The 24,072-nt window shown below is 43.4% G+C and carries 19 protein-coding genes; 9 read left to right on the forward strand and 10 right to left on the reverse strand.

Annotated features, from left to right (window positions below; genetic code table 11):
• Positions 1–39 precede the first annotated feature (39 nt).
• A complete protein-coding gene (gene clpS, locus R8N47_RS15805; RefSeq protein ID WP_005378419.1) occupies positions 40–360 on the reverse strand; it encodes an ATP-dependent Clp protease adapter ClpS in 321 nt (106 codons plus the stop codon).
• A gap of 707 nt (positions 361–1,067) precedes the next feature.
• On the opposite strand from clpS, the gene cspD reads away from it, so the two are divergent.
• On the forward strand, positions 1,068–1,286 hold the full coding sequence (gene cspD, locus R8N47_RS15810) for a cold shock domain-containing protein CspD (protein WP_005378407.1): 219 nt from the start codon (positions 1,068–1,070) through the stop codon (positions 1,284–1,286).
• 183 nt (positions 1,287–1,469) lie between these two features.
• Here cspD and R8N47_RS15815 read toward each other — a convergent pair whose 3' ends face one another.
• Positions 1,470–3,695, reverse strand: coding sequence for an NADP-dependent isocitrate dehydrogenase (locus R8N47_RS15815; protein ID WP_005378404.1), 2,226 nt, complete (start codon positions 3,693–3,695; stop codon positions 1,470–1,472).
• Positions 3,696–4,006: 311 nt separating this feature from the next.
• Between R8N47_RS15815 and R8N47_RS15820 the strand changes: the two genes are divergently transcribed.
• Complete coding sequence (locus tag R8N47_RS15820; protein WP_053349439.1) at positions 4,007–4,708, forward strand: pseudouridine synthase; 702 nt, start codon at positions 4,007–4,009, stop codon at positions 4,706–4,708.
• An 85-nt stretch (positions 4,709–4,793) separates the two neighbouring features.
• On the opposite strand, the gene R8N47_RS15825 is transcribed toward R8N47_RS15820, so the two are convergent.
• Both R8N47_RS15825 and R8N47_RS15830 read right to left on the reverse strand, forming a co-directional pair.
• Positions 4,794–5,471, reverse strand: a complete 678-nt coding sequence (locus tag R8N47_RS15825) for a DUF2057 family protein (RefSeq protein WP_017820027.1) — start codon at positions 5,469–5,471, stop codon at positions 4,794–4,796.
• Positions 5,472–5,547: 76 nt separating this feature from the next.
• Positions 5,548–6,627: a porin gene (locus R8N47_RS15830; RefSeq protein ID WP_005378424.1), complete on the reverse strand. Its 1,080-nt coding sequence runs from the start codon at positions 6,625–6,627 to the stop codon at positions 5,548–5,550.
• A 515-nt stretch (positions 6,628–7,142) separates the two neighbouring features.
• Between R8N47_RS15830 and dinG the strand changes: the two genes are divergently transcribed.
• From dinG to xthA, 5 genes are all read left to right on the forward strand, one after another.
• Positions 7,143–9,218 carry an ATP-dependent DNA helicase DinG gene (gene dinG / locus R8N47_RS15835; protein WP_017634733.1) on the forward strand — a complete coding sequence of 692 codons (2,076 nt, stop codon included), beginning with the start codon at positions 7,143–7,145 and terminating at the stop codon, positions 9,216–9,218.
• Positions 9,219–9,232: 14 nt separating this feature from the next.
• Positions 9,233–10,018, forward strand: coding sequence for a sulfite exporter TauE/SafE family protein (locus R8N47_RS15840; protein WP_005378430.1), 786 nt, complete (start codon positions 9,233–9,235; stop codon positions 10,016–10,018).
• Positions 10,015–10,560, forward strand: a complete 546-nt coding sequence (locus R8N47_RS15845; protein WP_033905048.1) for a primosomal replication protein — start codon at positions 10,015–10,017, stop codon at positions 10,558–10,560. Before R8N47_RS15840 ends, R8N47_RS15845 begins: the two co-directional genes overlap by 4 nt.
• Positions 10,560–10,724, forward strand: coding sequence for a pleiotropic regulatory protein RsmS (rsmS, locus tag R8N47_RS15850; RefSeq protein ID WP_005378432.1), 165 nt, complete (start codon positions 10,560–10,562; stop codon positions 10,722–10,724). The genes R8N47_RS15845 and rsmS overlap by 1 nt, the downstream gene beginning before the upstream one ends.
• Positions 10,725–10,819: 95 nt before the next feature.
• Positions 10,820–11,626, forward strand: coding sequence for an exodeoxyribonuclease III (xthA, locus tag R8N47_RS15855; protein ID WP_005378433.1), 807 nt, complete (start codon positions 10,820–10,822; stop codon positions 11,624–11,626).
• A gap of 92 nt (positions 11,627–11,718) precedes the next feature.
• Here the strand turns inward: xthA and R8N47_RS15860 are convergent, their stop codons facing one another.
• The 6 genes from R8N47_RS15860 to R8N47_RS15885 form a co-directional block, all read right to left on the reverse strand.
• Positions 11,719–14,442: an ImpA family metalloprotease gene (locus R8N47_RS15860; RefSeq protein WP_053307478.1), complete on the reverse strand. Its 2,724-nt coding sequence runs from the start codon at positions 14,440–14,442 to the stop codon at positions 11,719–11,721.
• Between the two features lie 154 nt (positions 14,443–14,596).
• Positions 14,597–15,274, reverse strand: a complete 678-nt coding sequence (locus R8N47_RS15865; RefSeq protein ID WP_005378435.1) for an ABC transporter permease — start codon at positions 15,272–15,274, stop codon at positions 14,597–14,599.
• A gap of 3 nt (positions 15,275–15,277) precedes the next feature.
• Positions 15,278–16,018: an ABC transporter permease gene (locus R8N47_RS15870; protein ID WP_005378436.1), complete on the reverse strand. Its 741-nt coding sequence runs from the start codon at positions 16,016–16,018 to the stop codon at positions 15,278–15,280.
• 81 nt (positions 16,019–16,099) lie between these two features.
• Complete coding sequence (locus tag R8N47_RS15875) at positions 16,100–16,870, reverse strand: ABC transporter substrate-binding protein (RefSeq protein ID WP_005378437.1); 771 nt, start codon at positions 16,868–16,870, stop codon at positions 16,100–16,102.
• Positions 16,871–16,953: 83 nt separating this feature from the next.
• The gene (locus R8N47_RS15880) at positions 16,954–17,724 is read right to left on the reverse strand and encodes an ABC transporter ATP-binding protein (protein ID WP_005378438.1); all 771 of its coding nucleotides are present in this window, start codon (positions 17,722–17,724) and stop codon (positions 16,954–16,956) included.
• A gap of 241 nt (positions 17,725–17,965) precedes the next feature.
• The gene (locus R8N47_RS15885; RefSeq protein WP_033905046.1) at positions 17,966–19,429 is read right to left on the reverse strand and encodes a hypothetical protein; all 1,464 of its coding nucleotides are present in this window, start codon (positions 19,427–19,429) and stop codon (positions 17,966–17,968) included.
• Positions 19,430–19,883: 454 nt separating this feature from the next.
• Here R8N47_RS15885 and R8N47_RS15890 point away from each other — a divergent pair, with 454 nt between their 5' ends.
• Together R8N47_RS15890 and pflB are read left to right on the forward strand one after the other, a co-directional pair.
• Positions 19,884–21,431, forward strand: coding sequence for a DUF3360 family protein (locus R8N47_RS15890; protein ID WP_005378441.1), 1,548 nt, complete (start codon positions 19,884–19,886; stop codon positions 21,429–21,431).
• 303 nt (positions 21,432–21,734) lie between these two features.
• Complete coding sequence (pflB, locus tag R8N47_RS15895; RefSeq protein ID WP_005378442.1) at positions 21,735–24,011, forward strand: formate C-acetyltransferase; 2,277 nt, start codon at positions 21,735–21,737, stop codon at positions 24,009–24,011.
• Positions 24,012–24,072 lie beyond the last annotated feature (61 nt).

Here is a 24,072-nt window from a genome sequence, read left to right on the forward strand (position 1 = left end):
GAAAAAACAACTGGGGTTGTTCGAGCAAGTCTTCTTTGTTTACGCTTGCTCCATAGTGCAAAGTAGCGGATGTTCATTTTCCCTTGCGTACATCGTAACTTGCGCTACTTTTGTTTCGGCAATTTCTGCGCTGTATGTGCCGCAGATTGCCTTTCCTTCATAGTGGACCTGAAGCATGATTTGAGTTGCTTTATCAATATCATGTGAGAAAAATCGCTCAAGCACCTCTATGACGAAATCCATAGGTGTATAGTCATCATTATTGAGTACGACATTGTACAGCTTAGGTGGCTGGACTTTCGTACTTTCTCGCTCCAGAAGATCAGAGTCCGGAGTGACCCATTCAAAATTTTTACTCATGGCAATCTAAAGATATCGTATCAAAGGGTTGATGTTTTCGACCTATAAAAACAATCTACCACAAGCGTGCAGCGCGGTGTAGTGAGTTATGGCACCGAATTCGATCTTTGATCGATAAAAGTTGCTACCTAATATAGAGACTAATGCACGTCTTGATACGGCGCAAATAAAAGATGCTTGTCGATAAGTTACACATTTTTTCTTATAAAAGAACTTTCTATTTATTGCTTTCGGACTATTGCAAACCACCCCATCATCTTCTATCTGGATCACACTTCCTCATTGAGAATACGGTAATTATCACGAAAACTTCATTTTTTATTCAGTTAGAGGATTCTTCTCCCATAAGCAACACGGACAGTATGGCTTTTTAAGTATGAGCCACTTCATAGGCAAATTGACTAAACTTCTGCGTATATACGAAAAACTGTTTGCAAATTTGTTAATCTCAAAAGTGATTTGTTTTCAATTATGTTTCTGTTTGTTGCTCACTGCTATTGACTGTCGAAATTCATTGACTACAGTGGAAAGTGTCGATGCATAAATCATCATTTTGAAACCTCTCTTCTTTAAGTGGTTTTTTGATGAATGTGACTTATCATTGATTTGACGTTTGTTGGCATTCGCTGACAATGGTAGTACCAAGTTAAAGGTATAACTTGGTTGCAGTAACAACATCAGTAAAAAATGCATGAGGGATGTAAAGCATGGCTACAGGTACAGTAAAGTGGTTTAACAATGCCAAAGGATTTGGGTTTATTTGTTCAGATGAAGAAGAGGGAGATATCTTTGCCCACTACTCAACTATCCAGATGGACGGTTATCGTACACTGAAAGCAGGCCAACAAGTCTCTTACGAGATTGAAAAAGGTCCCAAAGGCTGTCACGCGAGTAGCGTCGTGCCTCTTGAAGGCCAAGCCAAATAATTAGAGCGCTGTCGAAATATAAAAATATTGCTCTCGAAACGCCACGTTGATGTTTTGAAGAGAAAAATAAACCCGCCAAGATAGCGGGTTTCTTACTATTTAGAGCACGTGTTACAAAAGGAACACTTACAACGCACTTACAGGATAGGAAACACGCCGAAAACGACGTGTTTTTACACTAACTTACTTGTTAATGATTGCGTTAAAGGTTTCGCTTGGACGCATCAATTTAGAAACCAATGCATCGTCTAGTAAGTAGTAACCTCCTAGCTCACCTTTCACGCCTTGCGCATTATTTAGCTCAGCAACGATCGTTTCTTCCTGCTCTGACAGCGCTTTTGCAATTGGTGCAAATTCAGCAGCAAGATCCGCATCATCCGTTTGCTCTGAAAGCGCTTTCGCCCAGTAAAGTGCAAGATAGAAGTGGCTTCCACGGTTATCTAGCTCACCCACTTTACGTGACGGAGATTTGTTGGTGTCTAAAAACTCACCGGTCGCTTTATCTAGTGTATCTGCGAGAACCTGAGCCTTAGGATTGTTTGTCGCTACACTTAAATGCTCTAACGAAGCTGCAAGCGCTAGGAACTCGCCCAAAGAATCCCAACGAAGGTGATTCTCTTTTTCTACTTGTTGAACGTGCTTAGGAGCAGAACCACCAGCGCCTGTTTCAAATAGACCACCACCATTCATCAATGGAACAATAGATAGCATCTTAGCAGACGTACCTAACTCGAGAATTGGGAACAAGTCTGTTAGGTAGTCACGAAGAACATTACCTGTAACAGAGATAGTATCTAGGCCCGCTTTCATACGCTCTAGTGAGTACTTACAAGCTTCAACAGGAGATAGGATCTTAATCTCTAGACCGTCAGTATCGTGATCTGGTAGGTAGGCGTTTACTTTCTTGATGAGCTCAGCATCGTGCGCGCGGTTTTCATCTAGCCAGAATACAGCTGGAACACCTGTTGCACGTGCGCGAGTCACTGCTAGTTTAACCCAATCTTGGATTGGTGCGTCTTTAACCTGACACATACGGAAGATATCACCTTCTTCAACCGCTTGCTCTAACAGTACGTTACCTGAAGCATCAACAACGCGAACAGTACCCGCAGCGTCTAGAATGAATGTCTTGTCGTGAGAACCATACTCTTCAGCTTTCTGAGCCATTAGACCAACGTTAGGTACGCTACCCATAGTGGTTGGATCAAATGCGCCGTGCTCTTTACAGAAATCAATAACCGCTTGGTAAATACCTGCGTAGCTACGATCTGGAATCATCGCTTTGGTGTCTTTTTGTTTACCATCTGGTCCCCACATTTGACCCGAAGAGCGAAGCATTGCTGGCATAGAAGCATCTACAATAATGTCACTTGGTACATGTAAGTTTGTGATACCACGATCAGAGTCAACCATCGCAAGTTCTGGTTGAGTTTGGTAAACCGCTTGAATGGCCGCTTCAATTTCTGCTTTTTGCGCTTCAGGTAGAGACTCAATTTTTGAGTAAACATCACCGATGCCATTGTTTACATCAACACCTAGCTCTTCAAACAGCTTACCGTACTTATCGAAAACGTCTTTGTAGTAAACTTTTACTGCATGGCCGAAAATGACAGGGTCAGACACTTTCATCATCGTCGCTTTCATATGAAGAGACAGCAGCACGTCTTGTGCTTTCGCTTCAGCAATCTCTTTCTCGAAAAATTCAACCAACGCCTTCTTCTTCATTACTGAAGTATCAATGACTTCTTTATCTAGTAATGGGAACGCAGACTTAAGCTCTTTAACTGTACCATCATTACCGACAAACTCGATTTTGACCTCTGTTGCACCAGAGATAGTTGTAGACTTTTCGCTACCAAAGAAGTCATTGTCTGACATGCTCGCAACATGGGACTTAGATTCTGCTGACCATGCACCCATTGAGTGTGGGTTTTTCTTCGCGTAGTTCTTAACCGAAGTCGGAGCACGACGGTCTGAGTTACCTTCACGAAGTACTGGGTTAACCGCACTACCTTTGATTTTGTCGTAAGCCGCTTTAATCGCTTTCTCTTCGTAAGTGCTCGGCTCTTCTGGGTAGTTTGGTAAATCGTAACCTTTCGCCTGAAGCTCTTTAATCGCCGCTTTAAGCTGAGGAACTGAAGCTGAAATGTTAGGTAGCTTGATGATATTTGCTTCTGGAGTTTGAGCTAGTTCACCAAGCTCAGTCAACGCATCGCCAATGCGCTGTTCTTCTTTTAGATGCTCTGGGAAGTTAGCGATAATTCGACCTGCTAGTGAAATATCACGAGTATCTACATTGATGCCAGACGATGCTGTGAATGATTGAATGATTGGTAGTAATGAATAAGTTGCTAGCGCCGGCGCTTCATCAGTGATGGTGTAGATAATTGTAGGTTTTTCTGTAGGCATGAAATTTCCCTATTTTTTAATCAACTTGTTGGCTGATCAACTCAGCGTCTGAGTTGGTTTAATTGACGCATTGCTGCGCGTTAGCAGTACATGTCTCCTCACTAACGCCACATGCGGTTCGCACTCTTTGTTGTAGTTTGAAGCTCTAAGCTCTGAATCCATGAGTGCACTGATATAATTAAACAAATAACACGAATTAGTCTATCATTCTGTGCGCGTTTGTTAGTTTTAGGCGCGCAAATCATATCCGATCATGAGAAAACTTAAAACTTTCAAACACAGTTCATTTACATTTTTGCAGGGTAGTTAACATGTCATCTCGTACAGGTCAGGAAAAAGGTCGCAGTCGTAACCAGTCTAAAACGGGCCATTTTAAACACTCAGGAGCTCGCAATGGCTCGAAGACTCGTACTCAGCAAGACCGCCGCCCTAATCTCCCAACAAAGAGCCAAAAGCCAAAAGTGCCCCCTAAAGATCGTAAAGTCATTATTTTCAATAAGCCTTACGATACGCTCAGTCAATTTACCGATGGCGATGGTCGCAAAACGTTAGCGGACTATATCCCGATCAAAAATGTCTATGCGGCTGGCCGATTGGACCGAGACAGCGAAGGTTTAATGGTACTCACTAACGATGGCATCTTGCAGGCGAAGCTAACGCAGCCAAAGTCAAAATCGCCGAAGACTTATTGGGTTCAAGTCGATGGCGCTCCTCAGGAGCAAGATCTTGAAAAATTGAGAAAGGGAGTAGAGCTAAAAGATGGTATGACTCTACCAGCCGAAGTTGAAGTTATTCCAGAACCACAAGTCTGGGACAGAACGCCTCCTGTTCGTTTTCGAGCAAATATCCCTACCACTTGGTTAGCCATTACCATTATTGAAGGAAGAAATCGTCAGGTGCGTCGCATGACTGCGCACATCGGCTTCCCTACCTTGCGCCTCATTCGTCATTCGATGGGTGATATCGTCCTTAACGACCTAATGCCTGGTGAATGGAGAGAAATCTCTCTCTAATAAGCAGAAAAGATAAAAGCAGGCTTAAAGCCTGCTTTTTAGATTCGTACTTTTTCAGTTAAGCCCTATCTAATGAACTAAGGGATTACTGCTCAGCAAGCCAGTTTTTAAAGGCCTCTTTTTCCGCCGGAGACGCTTTCTGGTACATCGTCTTTAATACATCAACCATTGGGCTGTCGTTCGATGCGGCTGTTGAACGGGTATCACTAGTCTCAACTCGAGGCTCGATATCACTTACTGATTGTTGATGCTGATTCACAGTTACATAGCTAACAGCAACACTCGCAATACCGCCAGCAATGTTGTAGTTACGAGTTTCTTGAGGGTAATTACGACCAATTTGAACACCATCTGACTCTAATACATCTTCGACCAAAGCAATAGGTTGGCCTTTGGTATCCAGTAATTGCCAATCTAGAGGCGAGATGTTGTTTTGCGCTTGGCGAAGAGTTTTAAACTCTGGCAGTTCAAACGTTAGCTTTTCGTTTTCAGCATCAAATTTAGCAACGATTACATCACTGTAAACCGTCTTAAGGTTTTCGTTAATTTCGAATGTAGGTTGATATTTGAAGACAATTTGATTCGTTCCGTCAGGTAGTTCGATTGTCTTCTCACTAGAAAAAAGACCACCTTCTAGATCTGGCTTCTCCATGTTGACGGCCAATAACTTTACGTCTTCTGGAACCACTAAAGTCGTTGCAGCGTAGAGGTTTGTACTGGCAAAAATAGACAGTGCCATTGCCACTTTTAATGATAACTGCATAGAATTTTTCATCCTTATCTTCATAGTAAAAGACCCAGCATATAGCTGGGTCTTACAATATCAAACTGGGTATTGATTACCAGTAGAAACGAGCACCAACACCGAAGTTAGTTGCGTCGTCTGTGTCTTTGTTGTCGAAGTCAGTACCTTCGAAAGTGTAACCCGCTTCTGCGAATACACGTGCCCATTTAGAGAACTTGTATTCAACACCAGCGTAGAACCAAGAAGAGTCTGCGTCTACTTTACCTGCTTCGTCAGTAGACTGAGCTAGGTACTCGTAACCAGAGTATAGAGTTGTTTTAGGAGCGACAGCGAACATACCAGCTACAACGATGTAGTGTGAATCAACTGTTGATTTACCTAGCTTATCTTCGTTTTCGTTGTAGTAGTACGTAGCACCTAGAGTGTGCTCGTTTAGTGCGTACTCAGCAGTTACTTCAAAAGATAGGTTTTCGTTATCAGTACGCTCTGTGTGAGAAACTGTTTGCTCTACACCATTAAGAACTAGTTTTTTCTCTTTAGTTACGTTGATGTCGTTGTTCGCAGTAAGTACACCAGCGTGTAGAGATAGGTCGTTGAAAGATTTACCAACGAATACTTCTAGTACTTCTTCGTTAGAATCTTTTTCGCCTAGCGCGTAACCAGCTTTTAGCCAGAACGCGTCATTTTCGTAAGCGTATTTGATTTGAGAATCGTTGTTCCAAGCGTGACCGTATGCAGTTTCCGCTGCATTACCACCGAAGAAGTAAGAGTAATCTGCGAAGTATACGTCATCAGCCCAAGTACCTTCTTTACCGAAGCGAAGAGTACCCATATCACCCATATCAAAACCGATGATGTGGCGACGTACGTATACAGAGTCATCTGTACGCTCGCTTGAATCAGCACCTGCGTCGTAGTTGTCACCTAGAGCAACACCGATTTCAACTTCACCCAGAACTTTTAGGCTTTCGTCAACAACGTAAACCGCGTTCACACCAGTACGAGAAGAGCTAGTGTTTAGCTCTGCTGTGTGATCAGTTTTTTCTGTGAATAGAAGAGTTGGACGTAGCTGACCGTAGAAATCTACAGAACCTTCTTCAGATTTGAATACTTCAGCTGCGTTCACTGAAGTTGCAGACGCAACTACAGCTAGTGCTAATAGAGTTTTTTTCATAATTAATCCACTGCCTTTTCTTAGTTCGGGATATCCTTGTCCGGTTCCCTTTTTTTATATGTTTGAGGTAAAGCGTTAACAAAACGTTATACAGCACCTCCTCAAAATCTGGAGCTAAGAGTGCAAAAGATTATTCTGGCTGTCAAATTTTCTAAATACCAATGTAAAAAAAACAAAATACCATTATAAAACAATAACTTGATAGGTTTACCTTTATTTATTCGACGAACATCTAACCAATCTCCATTATTATTTGTAATTTACAAAATTATTAACAAATGGTTTTTTAATCCAATAAGTAAATTTAAAAAAACAAAAAAAAGAATAAAAACCCACAAATCAGACCAAGTTGGAGTTTTATATTTTTCATATAATGAAATTAATTTCATTAAGATAAGGTTCAATATTTTTTTGTGAAGGAGATCTACATTCCTTATAAAAGCATTCCGTTTTGTGAACTACTGTACAACTAGTGATGTGTGCTACTATTCGCCTCCAACGCATTTGAGGCCCGTATGCTGACCAGTAACATTCAAAAATCGATTCGTAATAGCTATCAAAACCTTCAAGATCAACTTGATAACTTTGTGCCTAGAAGAGCACAAAACTACCTTGTTGCAGAGATTGCAAAAACGCTGTGCGGTCAGTATCACAAATCTAACCGAATACTCGTTGCAGAAGCAGGGACTGGAATTGGTAAATCGCTCTCCTATCTAATGGCGACCATTCCCGTGGCTGTACATAACAATAGAAAAGTGGTTATCTCAACGGCGACCGTCGCTCTGCAAGAGCAGCTCATAAACAAAGACCTCCCTCTTTTTCGTCGGATTACCGACCGAGAGTTTTCTTTTATTTTGGCAAAAGGCCGTCAACGCTATTGTTGTGCAGAAAAGCTCGCTACTGCTAGCGGTGCTGATGGTGGCCAGTTAGCCATGTTTGAAACCAAACCTAAGCAAAAAGATATAGAGCTGTTAGAAACAATGCATCGCTCTCTTGCGCAAGGTAAATGGGACGGTGACCGTGATTCTTGGCCTAAACCCATCGACGATAAGCTTTGGCAACTGATTGTCAGTGATAAACACAGTTGCAATAACAGTTTACCAGGCCACCGCGGCTGCCCATTCCAAAAAGCGCGCTCAGAGTTGGATAAAAACGATGTCATCATTGCTAACCACTCTCTCGTCATGGCAGACGCAGATTTAGGTGGCGGCGTGATTTTACCTGAGCCAGAAAATACGATATACGTCTTCGACGAGGCACATCACTTACCTCACGTCGCTCGTGACCATGCTTCAGCATCTGCGAGTTTAAAAGGTGCGGCAGCATGGCTTGAGAAGTTAAATCAGTCGATTAGTAAGTTTTCATCACTCGCAGACGAGAAACGCGTAGCTCGATTTCGCAACGACCTTCAAGACGCGGTTCAGAACTTGATACCGGCACTGACTCAATTGCCCAAACAGTTCGACCCGGCTCAATTTGAAGAGGGTATCTACCGCTTCGAACACGGTGAACTACCAGAATGGCTAGAGAACCAATCCAAAGAACTAAAACAGTTCAGTAAAAAAGCAAATCAGAGTGTGGCAAAAATTGCCGACCTTATTGCGGAAAGAGTAAAGGACGGGGAGCTTGCGACAAGGTTGGCTGAACCAGCGCTTGCAGAGCTCGGTTTCTACATTCAAAGGTTAGAAAACCTAGCGCAAGTATGGCATTTAATGGCTGAACCAACTCGTGAAAAAGGTGCGCCTTTAGCTCGCTGGTTAGAAACCCACCCCGATCGCGAGGGTGATTTCATTGTGAGTGTTTCGCCACTTGAAATTGGATGGCAACTCGACCAACAGATTTGGAGCAGATGTATTGGCGCCATTTTGGTTTCCGCAACGATGCGTGCATTAAACTCTTTCCATTACTTTTGCCATCAGGTTGGTATTGATGGAAAACCAGAATCAGGTACTCAGTTTTTAGCGCTTGCGTCACCATTCGATTACCAAAACCAGGCAGAATTACTCATCCCTGCGATGAAATATGAACCACCAGCGCCTCAATTTACTGAATATCTTATTGAGATCTTGCCTAAGTACTTGGAAGACAAGAAAGCCAACTTAGTATTATTCTCATCCTATTGGCAGATGAACCAAGTCGCGAAGGCACTCTCTTCGGAGTTCATAAAAAAAGGCTGGGCGTTGCAAGTTCAAGGTGAAAGCTCACGTCAAGAAATTCTAAAAAAACATAAAAAGTTAATAGAATCAAATAAAACCAGCGTCTTATTTGGTACTGGCAGTTTCTCTGAGGGGCTAGACTTACCTGGCGAATTACTTGAAAACTTGGTGATTACAAAAATTCCATTTGGCGTTCCAACCTCCCCTGTTGAGCAGGCTCATTCCGAATACATTGAGAAAAAAGGAGGAAACCCGTTTATGCAAATAACTGTACCAGACGCAAGCAAAAAGCTGATCCAGAGCGTAGGTCGCTTACTGCGTAAAGAGAGAGATTCTGGTAGAGTAACGATTCTTGATCGACGCCTAGTCACTAAGCGATACGGACAAGCCTTAATCGACTCACTACCTCCATTTAAACGTAAAATAGAATATTAGAAGAATCACCATTTATGGAAATGATTGAGCCAACCATGCTGTTGGTGTTGGCGCTTGTCGCTTTTGTCGCAGGATTTATTGATGCAGTTGCCGGTGGTGGTGGCATGCTTACCGTACCTGCTCTACTTTCGCTAGGCTTGCCGCCTCATATTGCACTAGGCACCAATAAACTTGCCGCTACCTTTGCTTCTTCTACTGCGGCATTTACGTACTACAAAAAACGTCTATTCAAGCCTCAATGCTGGCGGCGTGCATTCGTGGCGACACTCTTCGGAGCGACATTAGGTACGCTATTTGTAGATGCGATTAGTACGGATTGGCTGGAAAAAGGATTGCCGCTTGTTATTTTGGCGGCAGCGTTGTATACCGTTTTTCATAAAACGCCCCACTCTGCTCATCAAAGTCCAATACCCGAGCCTTGCCCAAAACTTCATAAAAAACAGTACATGCAAGGCTTATCCATAGGATTCTACGACGGACTCGCAGGGCCTGGAACTGGGGCTTTTTGGACAGTAAGTTCAATGGCGCTGTACCGACTGAATATCTTGCTCGCCTCTGGCTTAGCAAAAGCAATGAACTTTACCAGTAACTTTACCTCTTTGATCACTTTTGCATTCCTCGGACACATCAACTGGGTGCTAGGCTTAACAATGGGAGTATGTTTAATGGCTGGTGCTTTTGTTGGCGCGCACTCCGCTATTAGATTTGGTTCTAAATTCATTCGTCCTGTATTTGTTACTGTCGTCAGCATACTAGCCATTAAATTGGCTTATGACGCATGGTTTGTAGGTTTGTCATGAACATTTCTCAACTCCAGGAAAATCTAGAACAAATGGCGAAGCAAGCCGCTGTTCTTGACCGTCAAAGAGGCGAACATCATGTTCCGCTTTTTGATGAGCGTTTATTTGGTTGCCGCTCTCGCTTACTTACTCCTTGCGTAAAAGAAGCAAAAGCCACGCTGGATGCGATTGTGCGTGAGCAAAATGAAGGTAAGCTCACCGCTTTGCGTGCTGAGTACCTCACTGAACGGTTAGTGGCGCAAATCGGTGCAATTCAACGCGAGATTTCTACCACTAAAATTCGTAAGAATGAAATCAAACATAGCAGCTATTTCCGCAAGCCTATCAACGTGCTTTATCAGGAACTCGCTCAACACCAAGAGTGGGCAAGACGCTTGCGCGAGATGGTGTTAGAAAAAGAACGTGCTGTCGAAAGCGCTCCGAGTTTTATGCGTGCCGACGCTCAAAAAGTATTACTAGCAACCGAGCAACGTTTAGCGCGTTGTGAAGCAGCACTTCTTAAGCTAGAGAACCAAATTACACATAGGGAAAAACATCAATAATGGCTGATCAACCAACCTCGCCTTTAGATGACGCACCTGAAGAGATCAAACTGGCTGTCGATTTAATCTATTTGCTTGAGAGCAATGAGATAGATCCAGAAGTTGCGCTTAACGCTTTAAAGATCGTGCAAAACGACTTAGAAAACAAATTAAAAGCAAAGTAGCTCAGAGCGTTTCAATCCTTTCACCGAGACTCATTTTCAGTGCTCTTACACAATGATACTATTCATAAAAAAGTACGCCCCCAAAAGGATAAATAATGAAAGTAATCAGCTTTAACATCAATGGACTACGTGCGCGACTGCACCAACTCCAAGCGCTAATCGACAAACACCAACCTGATGTGATTGGTCTTCAGGAAATTAAAGTTCACGATGAAGCATTCCCGATTGAAGCTGTCGAAGCCATGGGCTACAAAGTGTATTTCCATGGTCAAAAAGCACATTACGGCGTAGCAATGCTTTGTAAGCAAGAGCCTCTACACGTTCAAAAAGGGTTCCCGACGGATAACGAGGAACATCAAAAGCGCATGATCATGGCAACGTTTTTAAATGAAAACGGCGAAAAGGTCACTGTGCTAAACGGCTATTTCCCTCAAGGGGATAACATCAGCCACGAAACCAAATTCCCATACAAGCGCCAATTCTATAAAGATCTGATGACCTACCTAAACGATCATCACAATAACGACGAGCAATTGATTGTTATGGGTGACATCAACATCAGCCCTATTGATGCAGATATCGGTATCGGCGAACCAAACCGTAAACGTTGGCTAAAAACAGGTAAATGTTCATTCCAACCTGAAGAGCGCGAATGGTTGAAAACCTTACTAGACTGGGGCTTTGTGGACACCTTCCGTAAGCTATACCCAGAGGTGAACGATCAATTTTCGTGGTTTGACTACCGTTCTCGCGGTTTTGATGATAACCGTGGCCTACGAATTGATGTCATTTTGGCAACCCCTTCTCTAGCGGAAAAGTGTATTGAATCTGGTATCGACTATGAGCTTCGTGGTATCGAGAAGCCTTCAGATCACGCACCAATCTGGTCAACATTTAAGTAATATATTGCAAAGCTATAAGCGAGACTCAACGCTAAGCTTAGTCCAATAAAAAGGGAGACTCTGTCTCCCTTTTCATACAAATTACCAGTTAATCACTGATTCAGCGGCCAAACCGTTTGACCATCAATAGTTATCGGTGTTTGAGCAAATTCGTTCAGACAGTAGCCTGTATTACTACTTGCAAAGTAAGTGAGCGGCATCGGCGGTAGATTCAGCGCCACAACCTGCTGTTTCGCTTTTTCTGTGAACGAGAACCCCCACATATCGAGATAGTTAGTCATATCTCGCTGAGAGATGTAGCTCAGAGCAATAAGCAACCAGTCGTTGTTCGAGATGCTATTTGCTTCTTCCCGAGAGTAGTTGGCAAAACCAATGCTCAATCGTCTCTCATCCCAAAGCGCGTCGTCCGATTTTAAGCGGTTAAACTCACGTTCAATCAGGTGCAAGCGCGCCAATAAATGCCAACCATTTTTAAGCACACCTTCATGCTGCGCCGCCATCATCATTTGAATGTAAACACGAGCGCCCCAACTCCAACTGGTTTGATTTTGCGCAGCCATGTATGCGTTTGGATCCGCTTGAGTTCGGCTAGCTTGCAATAATTCAAACTGGCCTTTGAAATCCAAGCTTTGGCAAGTTGAAACTTTTCCCGTATTCTGGAAGAAACGAGACTTACTGTAATACGAGTAGTAATTGGTCGTTGAATGCCCTTCCCAGCCTGAAAATCGGAATCGACCTTTTTCTAAACCATGACCAAGCTCATGTAAATCACCGTGACCGAGTGGGCTGAATGACCAGTAAGCATCGTAAGGGTTACCCGAACAACCATAACCACACGTCGCTTGGTCAGCGTTCATGTGCTTCACTGTATCAATATTGGCGATTTCCCAACCTTGGTTTTGGGCGTATTGAATAATTTCAGGCACTTCATCTATGCCCGGCCCTTGGAAACCTGCCAGCACATGCGGGTAGTTGTGAACATATTCTTCTGTTGCAAGCGCCATTTCCGAAGGGGTAGACCACATTTCATCGTTGACCGACTCCAACATTTTGTCGCGCTTTGAGTGTACTTCAAACCCAGGAGTGATCAGCTCAGCCCAATCGAATAAATTGGCTTCTAACTGTTGAATAAAAGCGTCGTTGTCCTTCTCACTTCTCCAAACTGGATGCTGTGCCACATGATTAAATTTCAGTTCAACCGGAACATCATTTTTGTCAAAGTGAACCTGTACTGGGCCGCCATAAGGAGAAGTCAGCGTGATGGTTTCACCCGCTTTGACTTCGTAAGCAAATGAAGTCAGCAGTTTTGGTCGCGTGTATCCATCTTCGCTGAACTCATGAGTTGCACCACTTCTTAAAGTGTTGATGACAATCTTAGTCGCCACATCATTGCTGTCATTACGTTTAACCGTAAAAGTTTCCCCAGGAAGCGCATACACACCAGCCGAACGGAAGTTACGCTTTGATTCCATATTAATCGTTGCACTGATTCTCTTTATTTCAGGGCTAAACTCACTACGGCTGAAGTTCCCCATATTTGGTTGTTTTGGGTTCACGCTTCGGCTGTTGTATTGCACGTAATCGGCAAAGTACGACTTTAGGAATTCGGTCGTTTGGGTTGACTGTTTGTCCATCGGGAAGACAACCGTTTGACGATAATGATCAGCCAGCAATACCATGAGTTTTTCGTATTGGTAGCCGTTTTGATTAAACAAATCTACTTTTTGTTCATCAAGCTTTTGCAACCAATGGCGAATGCTGTTTGCCCCTGCATAAAATTGACTGTCCATATTCGCAGTGTCAGGGCAGGATTTGTCATCACACTTTGACAAGTCAACGTTGAAATTTTGAGATTCAAAACGAGACAACAGCGCTTGTTGTGTGATGACAGAGTCCGGCACAACGTTCATCAACGATGAAGGATCCCAGTCGACCAAGCCTAACTTACGCCAATAGTTATCTCCCACATAATCAACATGGAATCTTCCCAAAATGTCTTGGCCAAGATCAGTTAGTCCTCCATCCCAATGCAGGTATAGAACAGGAATTTGGGCTTGCTCAGCGTATTCCAAAGCTTCGAGTACTGGTTTGTTGGTATCTCCAGATTGCAGATGCTGTGACAAGATCAATAAGTTTGGAGTATTGGTTTGCAAGCAGCTAAGTAGCTTCGAACCATCGCATAGGTTGGCCTCGTTAAACGCCAACTCTTGTGAAACATTGTCTTTCAGCCAATTCCGAGTCGCTTGCTCATCCGGAAAGTAATAAGACTGATCCATTTGCGCGATGACGACGTTTGAAGTAACTCCGCCCGACAACCAAGTGACCAGGTTACTTAACCATTTCGTCATCGCTGCGTTGGAAGAGTCGGGAAAACGTTGTGCCGTTCTAAATGGGTTACTACCTAATAGTGCGTAACGTTGACCATTAGACTTTTCCCCGGCAACGCCAATTGACAGAGCTTGATCTTTGTAACCGCTTGCCATGGCCTTATTGGTCATCAAGATGGTGTCGTTGAAGCCATACTGAGGTGCCAAGATCGCGGCATCATGGGTTGGATCCCAATAAAGACCTGAAAGGTTTTTCGCAATTGCAGATTTGATCGTATTCGACTGCATCTTGTGAGCTTCTACAACCTGACGACTTTTACGAATGAATTCGCTCGGGTCAGAAACGAGCAGTGCATTACCAGTTTCAAGAGCTTGTTGAACTGGAGCTGGCGTTGGTTTTACTTGAGCATTAGGTTGTGATTCTCCCTCTCCCCCACCACATCCTGTGGCTAAGGCGGCAATGCCCAACGATAGAATTGTTTTTTTCATTTTTACTTACTAAACAATGAGTTTACCGAATGTTAATGTAAGTTGATGAATAATAAGAAAGAGTCTTTTACATCGACTGAAAAAATAGGAATGAAGATAACAAAATTATCAAAAGCAATAGCACCCACTCCGATGCTATTGCCTCTATTGATAATTAGCTTAAAGGACGCAGATAAGCTAAGAAACGCTTCTCTGCCACTTTGAAACACCACAAGATCATAAACGTCAGTGCCATGTAGAACAGCCCCGCCGTCAGGAAAGACTCAAATGGTGCATAGTAGCGCGAGTTAACTAGACGCGCAGCACCAGTTAAATCCATGATGGTAACGATGCCCGCGACTGCACTTCCGTGCAGCATAAATATGACCTCGTTTGAATAAGCTGGTAATGCTCGACGCAATGCACTCGGCAAGATAATACGTCTGTATGTCATAAACTTACTCATGCCATACGCTTTCGCAGCTTCCACCTCACCTTTCGGCAAACCATTAATCGCACCACGAATAATTTCTGCGGTGTAAGCCGATGTATTCAGAATAAAAGCGACCAAAGCACAGAACCAAGCGTTCTCCCATAAGGTATCTTTCACAGGGAAAAACTGATCCATGCCGTAGTAAATCAAATACAGCTGAACCAATAGCGGCGTTCCACGGAAAAAGTAAATGAATCCCCAAGAAGGTAAGCTTAGAGCGTAATTGGTACTATTGCGTGCCACGGCTAATGGGATAGAGACACACAAGCCAATAACCAACGCTAATCCCACTAACCAAACTGTTGTCCAAAGTCCCTGAAGATAAGTTGGAAAGCTTTCAATAATCAAAGAAAAGTCCATAACTTACCTCGCATGAATACTGAACTTACGCTCAACAAGCTTGAGTAGCCCGGTCGAAACGCTGGTAAAAAATAGAAAGATGAGCGCGACAGCCATGTAAAAGGTGAACGGCATTTTGGTCGTACCTGCTGCCAATGAGCTCATTCTCACCATGTCATCCAGACCAATAATGGAAACTAACGCAGTGGTCTTAAGTAACACTAACCAGTTATTACCAAATCCAGGTAATGCATGACGAATCATCTGAGGAAGCAAGATTCTTCTAAACGATAAAGCAGAGCTCATCCCATAAGCTTTCGCCGCTTCTAATTCACCCTTGTCCACCGCCATGATCGCTCCACGAAAAGTCTCCGCCATGTAGGCGCCAAAGATAAAACCAATCGTGAGTACACCAGCTATAAATGGGCTGACATCAATATAATCAGGTAAGTAAGACGTCCATTCATGGTTTGGATCACTCGAGGCAAACCACTCGTTGAGCGTTTCGTTGATGGAGTAAAGGCTGTTATTTAAAAGTATTTGTCCACCAAAGAAAATTAGCATCATCAGAACCAAATCTGGAATGCCGCGAATGACGGTGGTGTAAAGAGTGGCAATCGCCCTTGCCCATTTGTAAGGCGCTAACTTAGCTAATGCGCCAAGCATGCCTAAGACCATGGCGAGAATGAGTGAAAGCACTGCAACTTCTATTGTTACTAAAGCTCCTTTCAAAATCGAAGCTTCGTATCCTTGTAAATCTAGCATAGGTGAGTTCCTAATCCCTAAACTCAAAAAATCGACCGTTGACTACTTCTAGGAACAAGCCAACGGTCGCTTAATTACGGTTTATTCACCGTACACATCGTAGTTAAAGTATTTACCAGCAATTTCTTGGTAAACACCTTTCTCACGTAGTGAAATAATTGCTGCGTCGAGTTTCTTCGTTAGATCTTTGTCTTGTTTACGAACAGCGATACCCATACCTTCGCCAAACCATTTTGGATCGGTTAACGATGGTCCAACAAACTCATAAGCTTCGCCACCTGCTTTGTTGATCACACCCTCTTCTAGAGCAGAAGCATCACCTAAAACAGCAGCAATTCGACCATTTTCTAGATCAAGATACGCTTCATCAAAAGAGCCATAACGCACAATTTCAACATCATCGCCGTAGTTGTCAGTTAAGTACTTGTCATGTGTCGTCGCACGTTGCACGCCAATTTTGACATCTTTAAGATTATCAAAATCTAGACCCGCACCTTTCTTAGCGATAAATTTATTTGGAATTTGTGCGTACTTGCCAGTGAAATCGACTTTTTTCTTGCGCTCTTCAGTGATAGACATTGCTGCGATGATGGCATCGTACTTACGTGCAAGCAGAGAAGGAATAATACCATCCCAATCTTGAGCGACGATTTTGCACTTCACTTGCATCTCTTCACAGAGTGCATTTGCCATGTCTACGTCAAAGCCTTTTATTGAGCCATCAGTTTCTGTCCAGCTAAACGGAGGGTAAGCACCTTCGATACCAAAGCGAACTGTTTTCCATTCTTTCGCTTGGGCAACACCTGATACTGCCGTTGCAGCAATCGTTGCTGCTAATAACCACTTTTTCATTTCCATACTCCTGTGATTGCTATTTTATTTCGTTTTGTTTGTTGTGTTGGCTTAGGAGGCAATAGTCTGCCGCCTAACAAATATTAGTAAATGGATGAGATAAACTGCTGTAATCGTTCTGAATCCGGGTTTGTAAATAGCTTAGCTGGATTTCCCTGTTCTTCCACTAAGCCTTGATGTAAAAACATCACATGGTTTGATACGTCACGCGCAAACGCCATTTCGTGCGTGACCACCAGCATAGTTCGCCCTTCATCTGCCAAATCTCTCATTACCCCCAGAACTTCTCCTACAAGTTCTGGGTCAAGCGCAGAAGTTGGCTCGTCAAACAACATCACCTCTGGGTCAACTGCTAGCGCACGGGCAATAGCTGCACGTTGCTGCTGGCCGCCAGATAAGTGCCCAGGGTAATAATCCTTACGCTCATACAAGCCTACTTTCTTAAGCAAGACTTCTGCATTTTCAATCGCTTGAGCTTTTGGCACGCCTAAGACATGAACAGGCGCCTCAATCACGTTTTCTAGTACGGTTAGGTGAGACCAGAGGTTGAAACCTTGGAAAACCATTGCCAGGCGTGAGCGAATACGTTGGACTTGCTTTTCATTAGCAGGAACAGATTCACCTGCTCTGTTGTTCTTCATTTGGATTAATTCACCATTTACCCAAATTTCGCCCGCGGTAGGCGTTTCTAGCAAGTTGATACATCTGAGAAAGGTACTCTTACCTGAGCCGGAAGAGCCAATGATGGAGATAACATCTCCTTTGTGCGCGGCAAGTGAAATGCCTTTTAAAACTTCATTTTGTCCAAATGTTTTGTGCAGGTCTTTTATATCTAGCGCTGGTACATCATTCATGCGCCCTACTCCCTGTGTTTTTGTCACTGCAATTAAGGGACTCCGCCCTCTCTAATTTGGAACAAATTAGCACCGCCCTTTGAAACTTGCAACAAATTATTAACCTAAATAATTCGAATAGAAAGATACTATAGACAAATTAATATGCAATATATAGCAACATATTCTTCAAAAGTTGAATATTAAATATAAAAAAGCCCCTTTCAAAGGGGCTTAATTAATTTACAAAAGTGTTAAGACGCTACTTAACCAATACCATAAAATCAGATTTCTGAGCATTCGTATTGACCTTCTCAGAATCAACTTCACTGATCACAAGACCATCGTGATCCACTTTAAGATCGGTCACATCACCATGAGAGAAAAGAGAAACAAAGTCATAGCTATTTAGGTTTGCTTCAGCAGACTCCACGACAATAGATTGTGAGAAATCACTTTTAGAAGAAACTTTCAAATCTTGCTTCACACTGTCATCGAATGTGTAGTAGAACAACTCCGGAACAACGACATCACTCTCTAAAGTTGTAAATATCTTGTGTGTTACTCGGTGTAGTGTTCCAGAGTTAGACTCTGCACGATATGCAAGGCGGCTAAAGCCTTTATCTTGGTCAGTGAAAGCAAAACCAGTATCAATAGTTGAGCCTCTCACCACATGCGACGCAGGCAGAGCATTTAGGTTGTAGTAAGCGCTTGGATCAATTGAGATATCCCAATTTGCGTCCTGATACATCTTTTGGTTCAGCACTACCGTCCAACCATTGATAGGTTTTTCAGCTGCAACACTGTAAGTCCAAGTTTCCGTTTTTGGCTCAAGCGGGTGGTAGAACTTCGTCGTTGACATAGGTAGCTCTGCAACTTCGTAGTTGTAATCACCAACAAGTACACTGATGTCTAAAGTGTCATATTTAAAAAGTGTTGGGTTCAAGATTGGAGAAGAGCCATTCATGCCAACCAACGGCAATGGTGATTCACTCGACCAATCGCGAATACCATACTGGTGCAGTTCTGTTTTCGCTGCGTCTGCATATTGTAGCACGACTGTCGACTCCATCTTCGAACCAATTGCTCTTACATCCAAAGAATCAATAGAATAGGTAGGCTTAGACTCTTTCGCAATTTTAGATATGAAGTTGTACTCTAAGCCACCAGCCTCCGTTGCTTCATATTTAAGGTCAGTTCGGGTAGCCTTACGGAAGTTGCCATTTTTATTGCAAGCAGACACCGCCTCTCGATTCATTGAGAACGTTGAGTTTCTAAGGTTATTGTCCTTTAAAAAATCTCGACCGAAGCTGTTTGCCGTAAATACTGTTCCAGAAGCATCAAGCAACTGATAAGTAAAATAGCCGTCCTCAGGAATGTCTTCTAGAACAAATTTCAAAGTAGTGCCTGATGGGTAGATAAAGTCGCCTTGACGGACACCATTCTTGTCTGAATAGAAACCGACGACCTTACCTCCTGTTAGCTGTGCACTTACGGCTGGTTGATAGGTCAATACCTGCTCGATGCCGTTGCCATCTACTCTTCGGTCGTAAATAGTACAGCTGTCTTTTTGTGCATTTGTTTCACTAATGACATTTGGAGCTGCAAAAGTAAAAGTGAATGTAGTTCTTGGTGTGGAACCACCGCCACCGCCGCCACCGCCGCCGCAACCGACCATTAACCCTGAGATGATTGCCACTAGTGGCAGTACTTTAAGCTGTTTCATGTCTTTTTCCTAAACTGAGCGGCAATGATTAGCCAAAAAATTGTCTTTGCTCTGTCCAAAGCAAGAATAAAGCCAGCTTTATATAATCACCGTGAATATTGACATTTAATCTGCATCTCGTGCAAAAGGACAAAAAGTTCTAATTTTATGCAACTTGTGTAATGAAATTACACAAGATCTCCGCATCTCATTCGCATGCCAGAAACTTTCTGTAGTTTTATTTCACAACCATTCTTAAAGTGATCTAAATCAATCACCCTAAATGGCTATCTTGCTAGACTCCTGCCAAAAGATGAGGCTTTTTTTTGCGCCTCAACACAATAAGTTATTAGCTATGCTTAGGCACAGTGTCGACGTGTAACAAATCTAACAATAGCTAGCATAAGCGTGCCGCAGGATGCGGATTAACACAATTGAATGAAGAATTCATAACTTTTAAATATATGAGGAATCTATGTCAGACGCAGTTAACAAAACGCACTCTGATTCAGATATCGAGACCAAGAGCTACCGTGAGCTTCATCGTCCAGCATCTGAGTTCGCAAGCCGTTCAGACTACCTAGACCACGAACTACAAATTATGAAGCCACGTCGTTTTGGCTTGAACTTGCCAGGTCGTGACTTCCGCTTTGAGCTTGAAGACCTTGTTCCAGCACTTGCTGGTACTATCGGTATTATCGCAATGTACTCTGCGGTAATGATGTCTTGGGCTGAAGGTCTTACTGCAGCATGGGACCACGTAAACTTAGGCAAGGACTTTGCTATCGAAGTTGCGCGTGTAGAAATGCTCATCCCTGCACTTCTTTTCTGTGTACTTGCCTCTGGTTTTATTAACCCTAAAGCCAATCTAGCAGGCAACCACGGCCCAATGATCCCTCTTATTGGTACCATCGCTCTTGCTGGTGCTCACCCTCTTGCATTAGCAATTCTCATTGGTGTGTTTGGTTTGATTTTGAGCCTCTTAAAAGGTGGGTCAAAACTGGTTAACCTCACCTCTGAAGGTACGGCTGGTGGCCTTCTTATTTTCTTAGGTTTAACCGGAACCATGAGCCAAATTAACTCTATTCAAGCTTGGGCTGTTGGTTTGCAATCCGATACGGTTGCCGCTGGTAGCATGGGTTACATCGGTCTAATTGTTCTTGCGGTTACCATTGGCTTATACGCGTTCCTTGCTAAAGTGAACAAACGCTGGCTAGCGATCCCTGTTTGTGCCTTCACTGGGCTTGCAATCGCACTTGCTCTTGGCGCAGGCTTCGATATTAAATTCGTAACCGAGACAGGCCTTCCAAACCTAAATCCAATCTACTGGTGGGGTTCAACAGAAGAAGGTTGGATGCTTGGTCTTCCTAATATGGAACACTTCATCGCTTCTCTACCATTCGCCATTCTTGCGGTAGCAATGTGGTCACCTGACTTCTTGGGTCACCGTATCTTCCAAGAGATGAACTACCCACGTAAGAGTGAGAAAGTGCTGATGGACGTTGATGACACAATGACAATGTGTTCCGTTCGCCAAATGGTCGGTACTGCAGTGGGTGGTGGTAACATCACATCATCTTGGGGGACTTACATGATCCCTGCTGCAATCGCGAAACGCCCTATTCCTGCTGGTGCCATCTTACTAGGCTCTCTATGTATTATTGTTGCAATCCTTGGTTTTCCTATGGACGTTGCAGTATGGCCTCCAGTTATGCGCGTTGCTCTTCTCGTTGGTGTATCTCTACCACTGCTTGAAGCTGGCATGCAGATGGTGAAGGACTCGAAAGACTCACAAGCAGCAGGTATCTGTATCTTTGGTTCTGCCGTTGTTAACCCAGTTCTAGCTTGGGCACTAACTATGCTTTTAGATAACAACGGTTTAATTGGAGATAAAGAGCGCGCGTCTCGCCTATCATTTGTAGACAAGATTGTGATCCCAGTAAGCGTACTTGTTATCTGTTTAGTTGCTATGCTTGCAGTTGGTATGCTTGAAGGCCAGTATGGCATCCAAGCTTGGCTATAAGCTAGCAGTCCAGAAATTTGTGGGTAGCGCTCGTCGCTACCCCATTTTTATCGAAATTTTTGAGGATTTATTGATTTAGTTTAAGGTTTGCAAAAAAATTTTAGTTTAACCTCTAACTGTTGCTTAAAAAGAGAAACGTTAAAACTAGTGACAATATTTATAGTTTTGTAAATCGAATACGTAAATTTAAGACTATAAATATTGTTATTCATAAGAGTGTACTGTTCCCCTCTTTTATCTGGGGATAGCTGGCTCAACGGCGAAGCAGTACGTATTTTTTTCTACTAAAAAGGTAGGTATGTCATGGCAGAGCAATTTGCTAAAGCTTGGGAAGGTTTTGCTGCAGGCGACTGGCAAAACGAAGTAAACGTTCGTGATTTCATTCAGAAGAACTACACTCCGTACGAAGGCGACGAATCTTTCCTAGTTTCTGAAGGTACTGAAGCGACTAACAAGCTTTGGGCTAAGGTAATGGAAGGCATCAAACAAGAGAACGCGACTCACGCTCCTGTTGATTTTGATACTTCAGTTATCTCTACCATCACTGCTCACGATGCAGGCTACATCGAAAAAGACCTAGAAACTATCGTAGGTCTTCAAACTGACGCTCCTCTAAAACGTGCGATCATCCCTAACGGTGGTATCCGCATGGTTGAAGGTTCATGCAAAGCCTACGACCGCGAGCTAGACCCACAAGTTAAAAAAATCTACACAGAATACCGTAAAACTCACAACCAAGGCGTTTTCGATATCTACACTCCTCAAATCATGGCGTGTCGTAAATCTGGCGTACTGACTGGTCTTCCAGATGCATACGGTCGTGGTCGTATCATCGGTGACTACCGTCGTGTTGCTCTATACGGTATTGACTTCCTAATGAAGGATAAATTCGCGCAGTTCTCTTCTCTACAAGAGCGTTTTGAGAACGGCGAAGACCTACAAATGACAATGCAGCTCCGTGAAGAGATCGCAGAGCAACACCGTGCTCTAGGTCAAATCAAAGAAATGGCTGCAAAATACGGTTGTGATATTTCTCGTCCTGCTGAAACTGCGCAAGAAGCTATTCAGTGGACTTACTTCGGTTACCTAGCTGCTGTTAAATCTCAAAACGGTGCGGCTATGTCTCTAGGTCGTACTTCTACGTTCCTAGACATCTTCATCGAACGTGATATCGCGGCTGGTAAGCTAACTGAAGAACAAGCTCAGGAAATGATCGACCACTTCGTAATGAAACTACGTATGGTTCGTTTCCTACGTACTCCTGAGTACGATGATCTATTCTCTGGCGACCCTATCTGGGCAACTGAGTCTATGGGTGGTATGGGTCTTGACGGTCGTACGCTAGTTACTCGTACAAACTTCCGTTTCCTAAACTCACTATACACTATGGGTCCTTCTCCAGAGCCAAACATCACTGTTCTTTGGTCTGAGCAACTACCTGAAGGCTTCAAGAAGTTCTGTGCGAAAGTATCTATCGATACTTCTTCTATTCAGTACGAAAATGACGACTTAATGCGTCCAGACATGAACTCTGACGACTACGCGATCGCATGTTGTGTATCTCCAATGGTTGTTGGTAAGCAAATGCAGTTCTTCGGTGCTCGTGCGAACCTTGCGAAAACAATGCTTTACACCATCAACGGTGGTGTGGATGAGAAGCTAAAAATCCAAGTTGGCCCGCAAATGCCTAAGATCGAAGGCGATGTTCTTAACTACGATGAACTGTGGGAGAAAATGGACCACTTCATGGATTGGCTAGCGAAACAATATGTGACTGCACTAAACGCTATCCACTTCATGCACGATAAGTACAGCTACGAAGCGGCACTAATGGCTCTACACGACCGTGACGTTAAACGTACTATGGCTTGTGGTATTGCTGGTCTATCTGTTGCGGCTGACTCACTATCTGCAATTAAATACGCAAAAGTTAAGCCAATTCGTGACGAAGACGGTCTAGCAATCGACTTCGAAATCGAAGGCGATTACCCTAAATTCGGTAACAACGACCCACGCGTTGATGACATTGCATGTGAACTTGTTTCTGTATTTATGGGCAAAATCCGTAAGCTTAAGACTTACCGTGATGCAATCCCTACTCAGTCAATTCTTACTATCACTTCAAACGTGGTTTACGGTAAGAAAACTGGTAACACGCCTGACGGTCGTCGTGCTGGTGCTCCATTTGCTCCAGGTGCAAACCCAATGCACGGTCGTGACGAGAAAGGTGCTGTAGCATCACTAACTTCAGTTGCTAAACTGCCGTTTGCTGACGCACAAGATGGTATCTCTTACACATTCTCTATCGTACCTAACGCACTAGGTAAAGATGAGGGTTCACAACGCGCTAACCTTGCTGGCCTTATGGATGGTTACTTCCACCACGAAGCGGGTATCGAAGGTGGTCAACACCTAAACGTGAACGTTCTTAACCGTGAAACTCTAGAAGACGCAGTTAAGCACCCAGAGAAATACCCTCAGCTAACAATCCGTGTATCTGGTTACGCTGTTCGCTTCAACTCTCTAACTGCAGAGCAACAAGCTGACGTAATCGCGCGTACATTCACTGAGTCTCTATAAGACTATAGCGAAATAACGTTCTAGTAATACAACAAAGGCTGATGCTAAGTAGCATCAGCCT

The organism is Vibrio sp. 2132-1 (assembly GCF_033344315.1).

Excerpts from the sequence above, each read along its gene's own strand:
- clpS (WP_005378419.1), bottom strand. The coding sequence starts at position 360 with ATGAGTAAAAATTTTGAATGGGTCACTCCGGACTCTGATCTTCTGGAG.
- cspD (WP_005378407.1), top strand. The coding sequence starts at position 1,068 with ATGGCTACAGGTACAGTAAAGTGGTTTAACAATGCCAAAGGATTTGGG.
- R8N47_RS15815 (WP_005378404.1), bottom strand. The coding sequence starts at position 3,695 with ATGCCTACAGAAAAACCTACAATTATCTACACCATCACTGATGAAGCG.
- R8N47_RS15820 (WP_053349439.1), top strand. The coding sequence starts at position 4,007 with ATGTCATCTCGTACAGGTCAGGAAAAAGGTCGCAGTCGTAACCAGTCT.
- R8N47_RS15825 (WP_017820027.1), bottom strand. The coding sequence starts at position 5,471 with ATGCAGTTATCATTAAAAGTGGCAATGGCACTGTCTATTTTTGCCAGT.
- R8N47_RS15830 (WP_005378424.1), bottom strand. The coding sequence starts at position 6,627 with ATGAAAAAAACTCTATTAGCACTAGCTGTAGTTGCGTCTGCAACTTCA.
- dinG (WP_017634733.1), top strand. The coding sequence starts at position 7,143 with ATGCTGACCAGTAACATTCAAAAATCGATTCGTAATAGCTATCAAAAC.
- R8N47_RS15840 (WP_005378430.1), top strand. The coding sequence starts at position 9,233 with ATGGAAATGATTGAGCCAACCATGCTGTTGGTGTTGGCGCTTGTCGCT.
- R8N47_RS15845 (WP_033905048.1), top strand. The coding sequence starts at position 10,015 with ATGAACATTTCTCAACTCCAGGAAAATCTAGAACAAATGGCGAAGCAA.
- rsmS (WP_005378432.1), top strand. The coding sequence starts at position 10,560 with ATGGCTGATCAACCAACCTCGCCTTTAGATGACGCACCTGAAGAGATC.
- xthA (WP_005378433.1), top strand. The coding sequence starts at position 10,820 with ATGAAAGTAATCAGCTTTAACATCAATGGACTACGTGCGCGACTGCAC.
- R8N47_RS15860 (WP_053307478.1), bottom strand. The coding sequence starts at position 14,442 with ATGAAAAAAACAATTCTATCGTTGGGCATTGCCGCCTTAGCCACAGGA.
- R8N47_RS15865 (WP_005378435.1), bottom strand. The coding sequence starts at position 15,274 with ATGGACTTTTCTTTGATTATTGAAAGCTTTCCAACTTATCTTCAGGGA.
- R8N47_RS15870 (WP_005378436.1), bottom strand. The coding sequence starts at position 16,018 with ATGCTAGATTTACAAGGATACGAAGCTTCGATTTTGAAAGGAGCTTTA.
- R8N47_RS15875 (WP_005378437.1), bottom strand. The coding sequence starts at position 16,870 with ATGAAAAAGTGGTTATTAGCAGCAACGATTGCTGCAACGGCAGTATCA.
- R8N47_RS15880 (WP_005378438.1), bottom strand. The coding sequence starts at position 17,724 with ATGAATGATGTACCAGCGCTAGATATAAAAGACCTGCACAAAACATTT.
- R8N47_RS15885 (WP_033905046.1), bottom strand. The coding sequence starts at position 19,429 with ATGAAACAGCTTAAAGTACTGCCACTAGTGGCAATCATCTCAGGGTTA.
- R8N47_RS15890 (WP_005378441.1), top strand. The coding sequence starts at position 19,884 with ATGTCAGACGCAGTTAACAAAACGCACTCTGATTCAGATATCGAGACC.
- pflB (WP_005378442.1), top strand. The coding sequence starts at position 21,735 with ATGGCAGAGCAATTTGCTAAAGCTTGGGAAGGTTTTGCTGCAGGCGAC.